We start from the raw sequence: 18,480 nt of genomic DNA, 5'->3' as shown, positions 1-18,480 counted from the left end.
CCGTAACGAAATAAGCAGTGATGTCAGAGCAAGTCTGATATCACTGCTTGTAACGCCTTGCCTTTGTAGAGAATGCAAACTGCGATTAATTCAGACTAAGCGTTGGTTCTCCCCAGAAAGCCCAATCATATCCGTAATCCCCAAGGGAGTCCGTAATCAGGGTAATGACAACGGACTTTCCGGCATAATCGTCCAATGCAAGGCTAAACGGCGTCCATGCCCCTCCAGGCATAAGGTCCTCCGACCATTGCACATGCCCGTTTACCGCAATACGGAAGCCGACTCCCTGCGAATCATCCGCGCCGTCCTTGATTCCGATATATCCGCTAATCTTTGTATCAACGCCTGCCGGAAGCGTTAAAGCGTAGTCGATATGCGTCTGCCCCCGCTGAGGCGGATGGGCGTCCAGTCCCTGCTTTTCGATACCAAGCACCGAGCCTTCACCGGCACTTCCTCCGAAAGGACCTTGCGGCGCTCCTTCCGTACCATTCTCGAACAGGAGACTCGAATCGAAAGGTTCATCGGACAATGCAAGCGGAAGCTGTACCGGTGTTGCAGTTCCGTAAATGAGATACAGCATATCGGTAGCAGGAGCCGTAACCTGATAACGATGATTGCCAAGATCCGTATACTGAGCCAAGCCGGATAACGATTCCACGGATGTAATCGTCTGCGGGCTCACCAGCTTCAGAATTACTGTACGTGCAGTACCTGCCACAGGACCAATTACGACGCGCGGCGCCACCCATACGGCCGAGTCGTTGTCAACGGTGGTGCCTGGATGCGTCTCCAGCCGGATCGTCACTTCCTTGCCTGCGAGTGAAGCCAAATCCAGCTCCACGGATATGGGAGACGCGCTTCTGCTGAATTGTTCCTCGCTTAGAACGGGACGCGTCGCAGCCGGAGCTGCTTTCTCCCAAGCGAACGCTTTGAAGGTTACGCCGTCGCTGCTTAGCACATTCTGCTCGGAGCCTAGCTGAACGCCCGTCTTAAATACGGACGTACGATCTTCTGGAAGCAGCACGTCGAATTCCAACCACGTATGTCCTCCTTGCCATTGCCCCGAATAAGGAGGATGTGCGAGCATTCGATCTCCCCAGTGCTGCACGGTTCCGCCTTGTGCAAACGTATGGGAAAACCCGTTTTCAGACGAGAAAGGCGCACTTGTTTCATGAACAGTACCGTCGCCAAGCTTTTCGCCTGCCCGGATCGAGCCCGGATAATTCAGAAAATCGATGGTGGCTGGCTGCTGTTTGTCCTCCAGCGATAATACGGCATGGCTCGTTTTGAGAGATAGCCGCTTCATCGCTACGTCGGACGGCCATTCATAGACATGGAACGCATCGGGGTCTCGAGCTTCTTTGCTATAAAGATATGTTTTTTCCGGATTCAGGCCGAACAGCTTCGTCGTGTCATATAGATACCAATCCGGAATCCGGCCAGGAAGCTCAACTGTTTCGTTCCCGTATAAATAGCGAAGCACGTCCTCTCCTGCAGTGGGAGCTCCCAAGCTGTAATCGGTAAGCTTCTCACCGTACGCATCTCTCACATATTTGGCGGCTTCCCCATCGGCTGTTCGGAACGCAAATAATGTGGTATCCGACCAACTCGTAAAATCCGCTGCCGGTTTCTCGGCTTGGTACCAGCGAACCTCATCCAGGAACTGCTCCATGAGTGGCGATGCATGGGCTACTTGGTCGTAGTTAGGCCTTGTAAGCATGGGAATGGCACCCAGACGGTTCTGGACAACCTTGTGCCAAGCGATAAAATAGTCCTCGGTCAACGGGTTTGCATGATCGGGATGACCATAGATCGTTGTGTAAGGAGCGAAAATTGCCGAGCTCGCCGGGACGACTTGGTCGATCTTATTCGTATCCCACGTACCCGTTGGAGCAAAAATGCCATAAGCATGGCGCTGCGCGAAGGCCTCGTACCGCGTAGTAATTTCGTTCAGGCTCTCCCCACCCAGCGCAATACTCGTCGGCAGCTCTTCTCTTAATTCCTTATGAAGGGCGATATTCCCTTCCATCATGTTCATGCCGTCCATCAAGCCGTTGGCGTCATTATACATTAGAAGCGATTGATCCAGATGGATCGCATCGGGACCTACCTCTTGGACGAGATCGACCATTTTTCCGACAAACAGATCGCGCCAGGCTTGCGAAGCCGGATTGATCTGGGCGAATTTGATCTGATCCGAGCCCGCCGTATACTCCGAATAAACCGGATCAAGCGTAAACGGGTCCTTAACCTGATAAGACTGCATGGCTGCATACGCAGGATTGCTAGGGGAAACGCCAAAAATATTGACATAGAGCATAACCTTGAAGCCAAGCGCTTGTGCGGCATCGATTTTACCCGCAATATCCGGTTTTGGCGAATAATCCGGAAAATTGACATCGTATGGATTGGAACGCCAGCCTGGTACGACAAGCAGCGTTTGCTCGGCATTTACCTGCTGCGCCAAAGACTCTAGCAGCGGTCCGTCCTCTAAGTCCGTCAGAACGGTGAACGCGATGTCTTTCGCCCATTCCGGCTGAAGCCTTGCCAGCTTGGACAGATCAAACTTCTTGTCCGCCCACTCCCGGTACTTCGTTGCGCCATTCACCCAATCTCCTTCATAAGCCCGAAGCCGCCAATCGGTAGACACCGCTCGGGTCGTTTCCTGGAATGGCGCGGGACTGTGCGTTTCCATGCCCACGTAGAAATTCCCGTTTTCATGCTTGACGTGCAGTGTCTTGAAAAATCGGGCATCGTCGTTGGCATGCACGAGCAGGCCGCCGCCCTCGCCCTGAATGATAAACATCTGCGCTTCCCAAATGTTGGGATAGTCAAACTGTTGGAAGCCATAGGCCGCATCGGGTGAATCAGCCGTAAGGCGAATGCCCCCTAATACCGGGATAATCAAGTCATACGAATCGGGCACAATTAGTCCCCATTGAATACCCGAGATCCCCTGCGCGGCCGAATCCGCATGTTGGCTGACGGTAAGCGTGCCGTCATACTTCGTAGCAACTGTCGTTTCTAATTCTGCTCTGTTGGAGCCGGCTCCCCAGGTTTGCCCGAATGTCGTATGCCCTTTCTTGATAGCCGAGCTGGAAGCAGAGGAGTTATTCCACAGATTCGTTAAAGACAGGTGACGAATGCCCGTTAACGGGCTGCTATTGCCTAGTGCCAGGCTGACGCTGCCATAGGTAAAGTTTATGACCCCTGTGCTTGAATTCAAAGTGACCAGCGCACTGCTGGCGGAAGCCAATCCATTAAGCATGCCGAATACAAGGATCAATGCCATGCATGCCACCAATTGCCTTTTGACATGAAATTTCATTATGAATCCCCTCTCCTGATACCTGCTTCTCCGTGGTTAAGCCTCAAGCAACCTCGTCTGGAAACTTGCGCTTCCCTCGCTGACGAATACTCCCCACCCCCCTTTCTGACAATCATATAGCCGCGTACTCAAAGCAATCGCATCGTTCACGTAAACCACGCACACCGTTCCATCAAGAAACACGCGGAGTTCGTATTCGGTTCCCGGCAAGAGCTCCACAGGCCTTTCCATGCCTATGACGTAAGGGACATCTCCCTTTCTTGGCCACTGGTCCAGTACAATCCGGTTCCTTCCCGGCTCCAGCCGAATCATATATCCCTGCTCCAGCTGTTCGTCCGCTCGCAAAACAATTCCGCAGCCGCGTGTGTTCGCGCCAAATGCAACATTTACCGTGAGTTTGCATTGCGTCGGCAGAATCCCTGCATAGGCACAGGCAAAGGACTCCTCAGCCTCAGCAGCGGCTCTTGCCCCATTCAACTCCCAGCGGCCAAGCGCTTCCGTGAAAGAGAATGGCCTCTCACTGGTCCATGCCGCATTTACGGTTTCAGGCACCTTTACCAGCAAGCTTCCATCGCCTTGCTGAACGAGTTCATGAACGACAAGACTGCCTCCCCACTGCCAAGTCCCGTTATCATGCTCCCCCTCTCTCGTCGGATTCCATCCGAATGCGTATCGCCGCTCTCTGTCGGACCACGTCTTAGCCGCATAGAAGGCCCGAGTGTCAAAGACATCGTTCTCTGGCGCAATCCATGGGCCCTGCAGCGACTCGCTCATACGGTAATGGGTCACCGTCCGGTCGGAGAATGTAGAATAGACCAGATACCACCATTTCCCAATCTTGAACAGATCCGGGCATTCGTGGGTCGTGTACAGGTAAGGAGCCCAGAACGGCTCCCTGACCTCCCAGCTCTTCAAATCCTTCGAGGCGCATAAAGCAACGCATCCGCGGCGTTTGGAAGGCCCCTCCTTTAACCGGGCGGCCAGCAGCATCCAATATTCGCCTGCTTCTTCATTCCAGAACACGAACGGATCTCGCCAATCATGCTCCTCATACCGGTCGGCAGGCGCATAAAAGGCATCTTCGGGTATTTTCTCCCAATGAATCAAATCGCTGCTGACCGCATGCATAACCGCTTGCTGCTGCTTGCCTTGAGCCGGATAATGAAAATTGTTGCCTGTATAGAAAATATGGTACACCTCGCCGACTTTTAGCAGACATCCCGTATAGATATAAAGGTCCTGCTCCGTTTCCCCTCCTCTTGGAAGCACCTCGCCATACTCCGTATAGGTTACAAAATCCTTCGTGCCAATCAGAAACCACGGCGTGCCTTCGCCAAAGGTTTCCTTTTCCCGCCAATCCTTCAAATAAAGCAGCTTGAACTCCCCGTCTTCATGAAACGGTATGACATCAGCCAGCCAGCCATCCTCCGGTTTATAAAAGAAATTGCCCATGCTATTCCTTCACGCTCCCTAACACGATTCCTTTGACAAAATACTTTTGCAAAAAAGGGTAAACCAGCAAAATCGGCAGCGCTCCCACAATAATTTGCGCTGCCTTGGATGTGCGCGTGGATATTTGCGACAGCATATGGATATCCTCCTGCTTTACCTGCGAGAAATCGAAATTGATAATGATCGTCTGCAAATAGGACGATAAGGGGTAATGCTCCGGTTTATTCATGAGAATCAGACCGTCGAACCAACCATTCCAATGCCCGACGATCGTAAACAACCCAACAGTAGCAAGCCCGGGCAGGGACAGGGGCACATAGATGCTCCATAAGGTTCTTACATGACCCGCTCCGTCTATAAAGCAGGACTCCTCAAGCTCTTTGGGAAGCCCACGGAAGAAGTTGAGCAGCAGAATGACGTTGAACACGGGAACGGCACTAGGAATGACGAGCGCCCAGATCGAATCCAGCAGCCCTGTATTTTTGATCGTCATATACCAAGGGACCAAGCCGCCACTGAATAGAATTGTAAATACGAAAATCCAGACGTAGCCCGTGCGGAAGCGAAACGACCTCGCTTCCTTGGACAAGGGATAGGCGATCATGATCGTCAGCATCATATTAATAAAGGTGCCAAGCACCACTCTCTCGACTGTGATTCCAAGCGAACGGATAAATTCCGGCCGGCTTATTATGAAATCATAAGACTTAAGCGAGAAGTCGACCGGCCAGAAGGTTACCTGTCCGGCAGCTACTCCAGCGCTGTCGCTAAAGGAAACCGCCATCACGTGAATCAACGGAAGAAAACATAGGAAAGCCAAAAAAATCAGAAATGATGAATTTACGGCCAAGAACAGGCGTCTGCTCCAGGAAATATGCTGCACGTTAGTCTCTCCTCTCTAGAAAATTCGGTAATTCGCGAACCGGTAAGCCAGCCAGTAGGACACCGAAATCAGCAGAAAGGAAACGACGGACTTAAACAAGCCTACAGCCGTTGCTACTCCGTACTGTGCATCGTTAAACGCGATCCGGTAGATCATCGTATCCAAAATATCACCGCTCTCGTATACAAGCGGATTGGAAAGATTGAATACTTGGTCAAACCCCGCATTCAGCACATTTCCAAGGCTCAAGGTCACCATTAGTACGATAATCGGCATCATGCCGGGAAGCGTAATATGCAGGGTCTGCTTCCACCTGTTCGCTCCATCCATGACGGCTGCTTCGTAGAGCGTTGGATTGACGCTCGTAATCGCCGCTAAATAAACAATGGTGCTGAAGCCAAACTCCTTCCAAACGTCCGAGAAAATGAGCACCGCCGGAAACCAACGGTTATCTGCCAGAAAGAATATAGGTTCTACTCCGAGCTTGCCCAGAAGCGCGTTCACGATCCCTTCTGACGGAGACAGCAGATCGATCAGAATGCCTCCGAGAATGACCCATGATAAGAAATGGGGCAGATAGATTAGCGTTTGTACCCCCCGTTTAATGGATGAGCGGGTAACTTCATTTAACAATATCGCAATGAGGATCGGTACGAATAATCCTGCAATGATCTTCATACAGGCGATGAAAATCGTATTCCAAACCACTTGCCCTGTATTCGGCATATCCAGCACAAATTTAAAATTGTCAAATCCGATCCAAGGAGAACCAAACCAACCGCTGAATATCGTAAACTTTTGGAAAGCGATAACTACCCCCAGCATGGGGACATAACAATAAATAAGAACCAGGACAAGCCCCGGCAACAGCAGCAGATGCAACGGCAGCTCCCGCATCCATTTCGCAGCTTTCATTTCTCTCTGTGCACCACCCTTCCAAACGTTTGAAGGGGAGGATGACAATCCTTCATCTTCCCCTTCGCCAAACTTCAATCTATTTCTCATGCTTATTGCTTCTGAGAGGATAACCAGTCATTAATTTCTTGCAGAATCTGCTCTCCGCCAAGCTTGTTCCAGTCCTCGACGAAGGTATCAAACTCATCAACCGATGCAGCTCCCATAATGATTTTGGTAAACGTCTCTTTCTCTAGCTTGTCGAGCGTAGCCCACTTATCCGTCATGGTCTGCGTCTGCCCTCCGAAAGCCGTCATCAGCAGTCTATCGCCGGTATAGTTATCCATAGTGGCCTCAAAGCCGAAGTATTGGTGCGCAACGGCCCAATTTTCCATATTGCCGGTCTTCAGATAATCAACGGTAGGACCGTATTTATCCGTTTCCGTCAGCGCATCTTTCAGCAGGCTCTCATCCTCGTTTTTGATGGCTTCCCGCAGCAGCGCCAATGAATCCAGCACGCCTTGATTGGACACACCCGATTGAACGATCGAGAGCCTTGAGGTGTTGATTCGTTCCCCGCCCTCTTCAACCGTAATAAATTGGCCTTCATTCCTTCTCGAGCCATGAACGACTTCTTCGTGCAGGTTCAGCATTTTGACGACCGCTTCCGGGTGCTTGAACCCTTTGCGTACGACGACATATCCGCTTGCCGAGAATCCTGCGCTTGCCTTAGTCGGCGTATCATCTATCGATGGCACGGGAAACGGTTTCCATTCCATGCCCGGGTTTTTCTTAACGGCATCGTAGAACACATACGGATTCCAATTGGCTCCAAATGCCATGCCGAACTTGTTGGCGGCAATGTCTTCTGCCACTTTGTTGCCGTCCTTAACGCCGAATTCCCTATCCAGCTGCCCGCCTTTATACATTTCCTGCAGCTTGGCAAGCGCTTGCTTCATCTCCGGCTGAACGGAGCCATAGATTACCTTGCCGCTGTCGTCCTTCACCCAGGTTTGGGGGTAAGCATGATAGGCGTTCGAGAACCCGGTAATGGACGTAATCGGGCCGTACAAATAATTGTTAATCGCTACGCCAAACGTGTCGTCCTTGCTATCGCCATCGGGGTCCTGATTTGTAAACGCTTCCGATATTGCGAATACGTCTTCAATCGTTTTGGGCTCGGGCAAGTTCAGTTTTTCCAACCAATCCGTTCGCACCCACAGCAGGTTCGGCTCATAGATCGGGGCATTTACGACCGGAATGGCAAGCAGCTTGCCTCCGAACGTAGCAGAAGCGAGCGCAGCGCCCCCATCTCCCATCTGAAGCTCTTTCGTATGGTCAGAGGCATACTTCTCATAAGCTCCCGTCAAATCTTCCAATTGCCCAGCGTCCGCCAGCTGCTTCAGTTGGCTCGCTGATACGGAGAATACTTCCGGCAAGTTTCCCGAAGCGATCGACACGTTCAGCTTTCGGTTATATTCACTGGCAAGAGCCGTCCAATCATGCACAATCTTAATGCCAAGCAGATTCTCATACTCCCGGTACCAAACGTTATTGTCGATACTGTCTCCTTGCGGATAAGTCCACGTCTGATCCACTGAACGTACGATATGAAGCTCTACGGGCGGATCGTATTTCTCGAAAGGATCTCCCTTCTCCAATGATTCTCCCTGGGATTCACCCGGCTGAGACGTTTCGCCCGCATTCGCCGGGTTTTCATTCGCTCCGTTGCTGCAGGCCGTAAGAACAAGCGTAAAAACCAGCGCGCTGGTCAACAGCATACTTAAGCTCTTTTGTTTCATATACTTACCCCCTATGATCATTTACAGATGCTTCTTCCCGCTCTGCTAGCTTTATTATAGGCTCATCAAATCCGCGCTCTCTACTCGCCGATTTTCACTTTCGATTATCCTTTTTGGATATCTCATGACGATCCCTATACTCCTGAGGAGTCAAATTCGTTTCTTTCTTAAAAAAACGGTAGAAGGATTGCTCCGTCATGAAGCCGATAGCTTTGGAAATATCCTGAACGATCATATGCCCTTGCGAAAGCAACTTCTGGGCCTTGGCCAACCGGGCGTCCGTAATGAAATCGGTCAGCGATTCGTTCGTGATTCGTTTATATAACCTCGTTAAATAATAAGGATTGTAGCCCACTACCTCGCCAATGCGGGTTAAAGACAAATCGCCTGCCAGATTATGCTCCACGTATAATTGGACATGCTTGATTAAATCGTCTTCCTGGTAAATCTGGTCGTTATGCTTCTGCTCGAACAACCTCTCCGACAGCAGCGACAGATAGTCATCCGCATCGTCCCAGGAGCGATGCGCATCGTACCTTGCCAGCTTGCTCATATCCATCGTCGTGCTTATTTCGGCATGCAAGCCCCAGCGGTTCATATAGGACAGGAAGAGAGAAACGAGAGAGTAATAAATCTCCAGCTTTAGAGAGTCATCCGTTTTCATGGTGCCTCGAACCACTCCCATGAGTTTGCTGTACTCTGTGTGGAAATGTTGTCTTTGCCCGTTTTCCAAATAGACCGCTAATGTACCGAGCTTCTCCAGCTGGCTGCGGACTTCATGAGTTTGGACCTCCATTTCCGGTGCTCCCCCTTTGGAGCCTTGCCCATCCAACAAAATCAGCTCTTTGCCCATGCCTAGTCCCCGGCCGAGCAATCGTTTCAATGCACTAAACTGCTCCGGGGCTTGTTCCCACGCCCTCATCTCTCCAGCCGCTGCAAATGAAACGCACAGCTTAAGAAGCTGCTTGCAAGCCATTTGAATCGTCTCGATTGTGCCTTGGACGAATCGGACCGTCCAGTTCTCTGCTTCGCCGCGATCCAGCGGTTGAAGAATCAATAGCAGCTTATTTCTCTCGTAATTCACTGTTAAGCAATTTGTCGATTTCCCGAAATATTCTTCGGCTATGTTCTGGATCGCATACAGCATAAGATCCCTATCCCCGTTGCTGAACTCATCACGCCAGTCGTCTACGCGCCCGATAACTAGCAGCACCTTGCCCTTCGAGCTAAGCGGGACTTGAAGTTCTACGAATCTTTGCTCCAGCTTCCTAAGCGAATCCGGATCTCCTTGAATGACGTCCAGCATGTAGCCATTCAGAAGCAAAGGCCTCGCAAGTTTAATTTGGCGCTCCGCATTGCGAATCAACTGCTTGGATTCCACTGCCTCAAATAATTGAGCAGCAGCCTGCTCTACCGACCGCAAAATGGCATCATGGCCTTCCGTTTTCAGAAGGTAGTCCACGCCGCCGTTGCGCAACACCTGTTGAATATAATCAAAGTCGTCATAACCGCTCAAAAATATGATTTTGCACCAAGGCCATTGCCTGACAATCTCCTTTTGCAGCTCGAGGCCATCCATTCCCGGCATCCGAATATCAGAAAGAACGATATCCACTTTCATTCGGCCGAGCACAGCCAAAGCCTCCGCGCCGGAATAGGCACCGAATACCTCCATTTCCAGCTTGCCTGATTGGCTGAACAAATCCAGCAGGCTCTCCACGATCAATCGCTCGTTATCGACAATTAACAGCCTAATCATATCTAATCCTCCTTCATCCTACGAATGGTGATCTGCGTCTTTAGTCCGCCCAACTCGCTTCGCGAAACGCTTAAACCGCAATTCTGCCCAAATTTCAATTGCAGCCTGCGATGCACGTTAAGTATTCCGGTCGTCTCCATGGCACGGTCAGATGAAGCCAGCGATTTCTGCAAACGAAACAATTGTTCCTCATCCAGTGAATCGCCGTTATCCTCCACTTCGATATGCAGCTCGATCTCTGTGGCTTCGCGAAACCGAATTCGCAGCTTTCCGCCGCTGATCTTGTTCTCGAGCCCATACATATAGGCATTTTCAATTAATGGCTGCACGATTAGGCGCGGAACCATGACTCTCTCCCAAGCTTCCGGCACCTCGCCAAGCTCAACCTCAACCGTACCGGAGAAGCGGATCTTCTGAATTTCAACATAGGAAACGGCATGCTTCATCTCCATTAGGAGCGGAACGCTTTCCGCCCCACTGCGGGTAATGAACTGGAAGTAGCTGCCTAGATGATGGAACATCCGATCCGCTAGTTCATGTTCTCTCATCCTCACGAGCCCCTGCAGAATAAAGAAACTATTATAAAAAAAATGAGGGTTAATCTGCGATTGCAGCTGCTTGAGCTCGGATTGTTGGGACCGAATTTGCTGCTCATATACCTCATGAACCAGCACTTGTATGCGCTCAAGCATATTATTGTATTGATTGTATAAATAATGAAACTCGTCTTGGTTCCGATGATAGACCCTCACGCTTAGGTCACCTTTCTCCACCTTGCGAAAGGATCCGATCAACCGCTTGATGGGCTTATGAATAAGCCGGTGTATCCAATACGAGAAAATAACGGTTAACAGCAAGGAAACGAAAGAGACAATCCATATCCAGTCACGATGCTTGTTAAGCGGCTGAAGCACCGTCTTCGCCGGAACGAATACAGCAAGCGTCGTATCCAGCACGGATGAATACTCATGCGCGACGAAATATGAAATGCCATTCAAATTCAACATGAATTGCCCTGGCTCTAGCAGAGCTTCTTCATGTTGTGAACGAAGCGTATCGGTAAACTCCTCCAGCAGCTTCCCCTCAATGCCAGAGGAAACCTGCCACCGTAGATCAGCGTTCACCCACGCTGCGCCTCCACCTTGCTCGCCACTAGCCATACTAGAGAGCGTGCGTTCAATCTCCGGCAAGGAAAGCTCGATCTCCATGGCCAAAACAGGCTGACGGTTCACGTATACCGCATCCGGATATACTCCGCTTAGAAGCAGTTTGTTCTGTAGGCTAAAGATCGGAGAGTTCATATTGACCGGATCGAGGAAGGCACGCAGTTCCTCCTCAGGAATCGTGTCATCGAAATTGTTCGCATTTATGCTTCTCCCCAGCGCCGGTATATAGAGCTGCACGTTCTTCACGAACGGACTGGAACTTTTGAGCAAATAAAGTTTGTTTTTCACCGCTAGTATCGTGCGGGAACGCTCAAAATCATTCAGTCTTTCCGATACCGTCCCCAGCGTCAACAGATCATCATCGTTCACATATTCCAGCTTCAGCCTCGTCAACCGAGCTAGTTCGGTTTCAAGGGACGTCATGTAAAAGTGGACGCGAGAGGCCATTGACTCGGATATTTGTTTCTGAACGACGTCTTGGCCGGATTGATTCATCATGAGGCTGGAAACGTAGATGGGAATGATCATAAGCAAAAAGGACAAGACGAGCTTCGGATAAATTGTAAGCGATTTCATTATTTTCATCATCAGGATTCCCCCCCTCGTAGTTCGCTATCTAAATCATACCTCGTCCGTCTTCCGGGAGACAACAAAAAGAGAGGCAATAAGCCCCTCTTACATCTCAAGCATAAAACGGATAACTTGATCCTCGAAGCCGGGTAACCGCTCATGCACGAAATCCGGATAAATCACCAATTGCTTGTTTGAAATAATCTTATTGTAAGCAGCGAACTGTGTAGAAGGAGGGCATACCGTATCCAGCAGACCGACGCCCATCATAACCTCGCCACGGATTCGCTCCGCCAAATGCTGGACATCGATGTAGCCAAGTCTCGTAAATATTTCTTCTTCCCTGAGATGCTGAGGGTCGTGATGACGGAAAAAGGTTCTTAACTCCTCATAAGCATCCCTTGCCAGATCCATTTCCCACACCCTCTTGTAATCGCACAAAAACGGCACACTAGCTGCAATCCTATTCAGTCTGGGCTCCAATGCCCCGCATGCCAATGCAAGTCCGCCGCCTTGCGATCCTCCAGTTGCGCCAACACGGCTCGCATCTACTTCCGGCAGCGCCATGACGATACCGGCCAATTGGGCCGTATCAAGGTAGATATCACGGAACAACAACCGGTCGGGATGATCATCCAATCCGCGAATGAGATGTCCCTTATAGGTCGTTCCCTTCACGCCCCCTTTATCCTCAGACAGCCCGCCTTGTCCCCTGCAATCCAAAGCTACGATGGAAAAGCCTAAGGACGCGTAAATTAGTTTATCCGCCCAATCGCCGGAATGGTGCGCATAGCCGTGAAATTGCAAAATCGCAGGATGAGGCTTAACCGCATGCTTTGGCCTTACATATTTGGCATGAATCCGAGCCCCTCCCGCACCCGTGAAATAAAGGTGAAAGCAATCGGCGTACGGTACCTGAAAATCGCTCTCGACGATTTCGAGCTGCGGATCCAGCGCTCTCATCTCCTTAAGCGCCTTATCCCAATATTCGTTAAAATCCGAAGGGCGTGGATTACTCCCTCCATAAGTCTTCAATTGATCGAGCGGCATATCAATAAGCGGCATGTCTATCATCACCTCTGGAATTTTTTAAACGCATTCATATGTTTCGTGTAGTACAATATTAACAATCAACTTTCATCTTCATTCCGAATTTACGGCATATCATAACTGAATTCAATAGAAAAATATTGAGTAGGAGGTAGTATTATTTTGCTTAGAACAAATTACGGATTTCGATATTCGGATCAATCCAATCCCTTAATGGCTATTCGAACGATCGGCTGGGAAAGCACCGTGAACGAAAGCTATAGTTGGAACGGATTGGCGCGTGACGATAAGTTTGTGGTTTTTCAATATACACTCTCGGGTGAAGGACACTTGGTACACGACGGCAAACATTACACCGTACCTAAGAACCACGGTTTTTTTGTTCGAATCCCAGGTAATCATCAGTATTACTACAGTTCGGAATCCAAAACGCCTTGGGAATTCATTTTTTTAACCGCGACAGGCTCGCATGTTTTTGCCCATTGGAACGAAATCATCGAGACCAACGGGCCTATCATTTCCTTAAAACCGAATGCACAGCCGATCACCATGCTTTGGGAGATGATGCAGAGCGCCAACGAGAAGACATTGCAGGATAAATACGACATCTCCGTTCGCCTCTATGAATGGATTGTCGCCTGCCACCGAATCATCGATGGCAAACCTGAAGCTGGTCAACCCGTTCCTGCTTCGGTATCCGCAGCAATAAAATTTATGGAAGGCCAATATCATAGATTCCTTACGCTGGAAGAAATCGCAGAGGCGGCAGGCGCCTCCAAATATCATTTTTGCAGGCTTTTTGTCAAAAGCACCGGCGTGACTCCTATTCACCAACTGACCAAAATTCGCATTGAGGAAGCCTCAAAGCTGCTTCGTCAAACCAATCAGTCCGTAGCTGCGATTGCCGCCGCCACCGGGTTCGATAACAGCAGCTACTTCGGAAAAGTATTTCGCAGGATGATGGGGGATTCTCCGCAGCAATTTCGGGAAAACACGGACGACGACATTCCGGCTAACCATCTCTTCATTGATTAATTGAAATGGCGAACAACCGATGACTGACGAGCAATATTGTCATACTATAGCGAAAAGATATTGCTATTTACTCCCTCCCTATATGGATCTATGATTATTCCCGAGAGGAATTATAGAGCAATTATTTTATACGGAGGTGTTTGCAGATGTTAAAAATTGCAATGATTGGCGCAGGCAGTATCGGCTTTACCCGCAGACTCATTATGGATCTCATGGCCGTTCCGGAGTTTCGTGATACGGAATTCCGGTTAATGGACATCGATAAGGAAAATCTAGACATGGTGACCACGCTCAGTCGGCATATGCTTGATATTAATGGACTGAAGTCGGTTACCCTTGTGCCTACGATAGACCAAAGAGAAGCGATTAAAGACGCTGATTATGTCATTTGCCTAGCACGCGTTGGGGGGCTTGAAGCTTACCGGCACGATATTGAAATTCCTTTAAAATACGGCGTCGAACAATGCGTTGGGGATACCTTAGGGCCGGGAGGCATCTTCTTTGCTCTCCGTACGATTCCGGTGCTGCTTGACATTGCCCGCGACATGCGAGAGCTAGCTCCCGATGCACTGCTGCTCAATTATTCGAATCCTATGGCCATGAACACCTGGGCCGTTCGCCGCGCGGGCGGTGTACGAGTCGTAGGATTATGTCATGGCGTACAGCACGGCCATGAGCAAATCGCCGAAGCCCTGGGGCTGCCGCAGGAGGAATTGGATCAGGTTTGCGCAGGTATCAACCATCAGACATGGTTCGTCAAACTTACCCATAAGGGGCAAGATATGCTGCCAAGACTACTCGAAGCGTTCGAGAACCATCCGACACTTCCGCAAACTGAACCCTGCCGTATAGACGTCCTGCGACGGTTCGGCTATTATTCCACCGAATCAAACGGGCATTTAAGCGAATACTTGCCGTGGTACCGCAAGAAATCGGCGGACATGGATAAGTGGATAAACGATAAAGAGTGGATCGGCGGAGTGACCGCAGGTTATTTGGAGCATTGCCGAACCCGTCTGGAGGATTATAAAGCGATGTATCCGAAGTGGTTAAGCGGGGAATTAGAGTCTATTCCGCTCGGCCAGCGCTCGGAGGAACACGGTTCATACATTATTGAGGCACTGGAGACCGGCCGGGTATACCGTGGCAACTTTAACATTGAGAATAAGGGACTGATCACTAACCTACCGGATCATAGTACGATTGAAATTCCGTGTTACGTAGACCGGAACGGTATTGCGCCTACCTGGATTGGAGATCTTCCGCTTGCTTGCGCGGCTACTTGCCGTGCCAGCATCAGCGTTCAGGAGATGGCCGTAGAAGCTGCTCTAACCGGCAATCGCGAACTGGTAAAGCAGGCGGTTCTGCACGATCCGTTAACGGCAGCCATTTGCAGCACCGAGCAGGTATGGAGCATGGTTGACGAAATGCTGGATGCACTAGCACCTTGGCTGCCCCAGTTCAATGGCGAAAACCGCACCTGGGTTGACCTTCCTCAGCCGCAAACCCTTAATAAATCATTCATTTAGTTGCTAACTATTTACTTTACTTCATATTTAATTTCAGCCTAAAAGGAGACCGATGCTTCATTTATGATGAATGAGGCACCGGTCTCAGCATATATCCACGCCCGCGTCCACCAAAGGATCGAGAAATTGCTTTAACTCCTCCGCTGTTCTTACGAGCTTGACCTCCGGATCAGCTTTCACAATGCAATCTAGAGCCATCGCTATATTTAGCCTCGAGTTTACTAAGATCAGTATTCGGATATGTTCTAATTGGATGGTCACAATTTCCTCCCCTTAATAAATCTCTTACTATTGAAAATAACAAGATGAAATTAATTAATAAAAAGAAATGGAAGCTCGGCACATACGCAATGTGCTAGCTCCCTTAGAACCTTCCCCATATTAAATGCTACTTCTTCGCCTTATAAAACTCATGATACAGCTTCATCAACGCCCGTTTCTCAATGCGCGAAACATAGCTGCGGCTAATGCCCAACTCCTTCGCGATCTCCCGCTGAGTTCGCTCGTCGCCGCCGTGGATAAGACCAAAGCGGCCAATGACGACTTCCTTCTCCCGGTCATCGAGAATATCAAGGTTTTTGTATATTTTCGATTTCTCGATCTTGAGCTGCACTTTATCCGCTACATCATCGGCCTCCGTGCCGAGGATGTCGATGAGCGTAATTTCGTTGCCTTCCTTGTCCGTACCGATCGGGTCGTGAAGCGACACATCCTTGCGCGTCTTCTTCAGACTACGAAGATGCATAAGTATTTCGTTCTCGATACAACGTGCCGCGAACGTCGCCAACTTTGTTCCTTTGCCGGTCTGGAAGCTCTCGATCGCTTTAATGAGGCCAATTGTCCCAATACTAATTAAGTCCTCTAGATCCTCGCCCGTATTATCGAATTTTTTGACATTGTGAACACGATCAGATGTAATATGACTCACTAACGTAAATCTGAAACTCCCCGCCTGATACCCGTTTTTTGTCTTGTTGTAAGTGAACATTGTACATGTCTTTCGCGTTGCTGTCATTTCGAAAATTGAATTCACGTCCAGTTAGGCCAATTTCCTCACCAAATCCATATAGCAGTAATATTGAATGCTACTCTCGGTTCCAGCAGATATAACGAATGGCTTCACATAACATTCCCAATTACACGAACCCTTATTGTCCACGAACGTTCTCCAACGAATACCGTGATCTCTGTTCTCCCTTCCTTAATAGCGTATACCCTCCCACTATTCACGGATATGATCTCAGAATGACACTCATACCGCGCTATAGAAGAGATGTCCTCTTTGTGACCGAAGCCATCTGAGCGATATACCCCGAAGAAATCATATTCGCCTTTTCGCACTGTCAAATCATTTGTTTCCACGCAGATTTCCCCTGCACTTGCTGGGCCTGAATGCGAATAATGGAACCAATCAACATCAATAAAGCCTTCATCCTTTTTGTCATTAAAGGTATATATCCCAATGTTATCTCCTCGATAACCGCCCCACCTTAGCGAATATTCATCTCCTAATGAAGTGAATCGACAACCATCAAAGCTGTAATAGAATTGACTCACGCAAGATGCGTTTACACTCGTCCGAAGCCATATGGTATTCTGCTCGTTCGGCAGCCAAGGTCCTTCGACGATGTTACCGTTTGATTCATACTTTAACTTTCTTCTTAGTTCGCAATGAACAACCCCAATATTGCAATAGTCAGTCCCTCCGTTGAAGTGTGAGAGGCCGGCTTCTTGTCCTTCAAACATCCCCTTCAGATCAAACTTGATATCCGCCTGTACAACAGAAGCAAGAAAATATCGCTGTGCAATCGTATTGCCTGCATGGAAGAAGCTCCCTCGTTTAAGGCGCCCGAATGCTCTTAATCGCAAATACCCTTGTCTCTCGTTTAACGACCAATACTCATCACGGGGCGAGTGATTCCAAAACCATATGGGAGATAAGGTCGAGGCGTTAAAGTCGTCACTGTGCTGTGGCATTACCACAGGATATCCTTGATTCGGCTTTTGATGCCGCCATACCATCGAACCATTAGGAATCCCTTTCTCGGAGCTACCCATAAATGGCCAATCTTCCATCCAAACGACCGGCACAAGATGAACCCTTCTACCTGCCGCACCGCCATCGTCATATTGTCCAATGAAGTACCAGTCCCCCTGGGGAGTATCAATAAAACCACCTTGGGAAGGAAACTGATGTCCGAGAAAACGCACCTCGTAAACACCAGGGTCACCCGGACCGCCAGCAGAGCCATCCTGCTTGATACCATAGAGATGTCTGGCCCTTTTAACATACCCCCCACGTCCTGCAGGACTTCTGCCTTGAAAGTCGACATTAAACAAATAGTAGTAGCCGTTACGCTTAAAAATTTTGTTCCCTTCCGTTCCTTCGATTTGGTAGAAAATTGTACCGCTTTGGGGTAAATTATCTACATCTGCATCTAGAAGCCTGGTGCCATCTGGGCTCATTCGAAACAAATAAAGAGAATGTGTTCCTAAATAAGCCGCTGCCATATAAGCTTCTCCATTATCATCCCAGAAAACGTCCGGATCTGTCCACGGCTCCGCACGCATCGGCTTGCCATTTTTGTCTTCCAGCTGCCTTACTTCCCAGGGCCCAACAGCTTCTTCAGCAGTAGCTGAAAAGAACCCCTCTCCTTTGTAGCAATTGACATAAACCCGGAACTTCCCATTAACATAGTGAATCGACGGGGCAAATACACCTGCTCCATAATTATTGATATGATCCCAGCGAAATCGAGGCCCTAATATTCCTACATCAGGAATGGCATGGCTAACTGTTCGCCAATTCACCAAATCCTTGGAGTGTAGTATATCAACCCCTCCGGATTGTTGAAAAGTTGAGACTGCCATGAAATAATCCTCTCCAACCCGAACGACATCAGGATCACTATAATCGGCCGGCAGAATCGGATTGCAATACGTGCCATCTCCCTGGTCTCCCCACTTCGATGGGAATCCTGCGTTTATGAAACGGTGCTTGTCTCTCATAGT

Annotated in this window: 12 protein-coding genes; 2 read left to right on the top strand and 10 right to left on the bottom strand. The window is 49.4% G+C overall.

The features are described from left to right. Positions 1–85: 85 nt before the first annotated feature. The 8 genes from AC0YN0_RS03155 to AC0YN0_RS03120 form a co-directional block, all read right to left on the bottom strand. The gene (locus AC0YN0_RS03155) at positions 86–3,328 is read right to left on the bottom strand and encodes a DUF6259 domain-containing protein (protein WP_475819955.1); all 3,243 of its coding nucleotides are present in this window, start codon (positions 3,326–3,328) and stop codon (positions 86–88) included. Between the two features lie 36 nt (positions 3,329–3,364). Further along, complete coding sequence (locus AC0YN0_RS03150) at positions 3,365–4,780, bottom strand: GH32 C-terminal domain-containing protein (protein WP_475819954.1); 1,416 nt, start codon at positions 4,778–4,780, stop codon at positions 3,365–3,367. A gap of 1 nt (position 4,781) precedes the next feature. Next, a complete protein-coding gene (locus AC0YN0_RS03145) occupies positions 4,782–5,663 on the bottom strand; it encodes a carbohydrate ABC transporter permease (protein WP_475819953.1) in 882 nt (293 codons plus the stop codon). Positions 5,664–5,678: 15 nt separating this feature from the next. Next, positions 5,679–6,578 (bottom strand): ABC transporter permease, encoded by a 900-nt coding sequence (locus tag AC0YN0_RS03140; RefSeq protein ID WP_441943305.1) that lies wholly within the window; start codon positions 6,576–6,578, stop codon positions 5,679–5,681. A 92-nt stretch (positions 6,579–6,670) separates the two neighbouring features. Continuing rightward, positions 6,671–8,359 carry an extracellular solute-binding protein gene (locus AC0YN0_RS03135; RefSeq protein ID WP_475819952.1) on the bottom strand — a complete coding sequence of 563 codons (1,689 nt, stop codon included), beginning with the start codon at positions 8,357–8,359 and terminating at the stop codon, positions 6,671–6,673. Between the two features lie 94 nt (positions 8,360–8,453). Continuing rightward, on the bottom strand, positions 8,454–10,118 hold the full coding sequence (locus tag AC0YN0_RS03130) for a response regulator (protein ID WP_475819951.1): 1,665 nt from the start codon (positions 10,116–10,118) through the stop codon (positions 8,454–8,456). 2 nt (positions 10,119–10,120) lie between these two features. After that, positions 10,121–11,872, bottom strand: a complete 1,752-nt coding sequence (locus tag AC0YN0_RS03125; protein WP_475819950.1) for a sensor histidine kinase — start codon at positions 11,870–11,872, stop codon at positions 10,121–10,123. Positions 11,873–11,959: 87 nt separating this feature from the next. Beyond that, entirely contained in the window at positions 11,960–12,919 is a 960-nt protein-coding gene (locus AC0YN0_RS03120; RefSeq protein WP_475819949.1) for an acetylxylan esterase, read from the bottom strand. Positions 12,920–13,117: 198 nt separating this feature from the next. On the opposite strand from AC0YN0_RS03120, the gene AC0YN0_RS03115 reads away from it, so the two are divergent. Next, positions 13,118–13,939, top strand: a complete 822-nt coding sequence (locus AC0YN0_RS03115) for a helix-turn-helix domain-containing protein (RefSeq protein ID WP_475819948.1) — start codon at positions 13,118–13,120, stop codon at positions 13,937–13,939. A gap of 146 nt (positions 13,940–14,085) precedes the next feature. Beyond that, entirely contained in the window at positions 14,086–15,468 is a 1,383-nt protein-coding gene (gene melA, locus AC0YN0_RS03110; protein ID WP_475819947.1) for an alpha-galactosidase, read from the top strand. Positions 15,469–15,856: 388 nt separating this feature from the next. On the opposite strand, the gene sigK is transcribed toward melA, so the two are convergent. Both sigK and AC0YN0_RS03100 read right to left on the bottom strand, forming a co-directional pair. Then, complete coding sequence (gene sigK, locus AC0YN0_RS03105) at positions 15,857–16,456, bottom strand: RNA polymerase sporulation sigma factor SigK (RefSeq protein ID WP_475819946.1); 600 nt, start codon at positions 16,454–16,456, stop codon at positions 15,857–15,859. 131 nt (positions 16,457–16,587) lie between these two features. Next, positions 16,588–18,477, bottom strand: coding sequence for a glycoside hydrolase family 43 protein (locus tag AC0YN0_RS03100; protein ID WP_475819945.1), 1,890 nt, complete (start codon positions 18,475–18,477; stop codon positions 16,588–16,590). Positions 18,478–18,480 lie beyond the last annotated feature (3 nt).

Source organism: Paenibacillus sp. J22P218 (assembly GCF_056269195.1).
The sequence above is the reverse complement of the archived record's forward strand: the minus strand, read 5'-3'. Positions and strand labels throughout refer to the sequence as shown.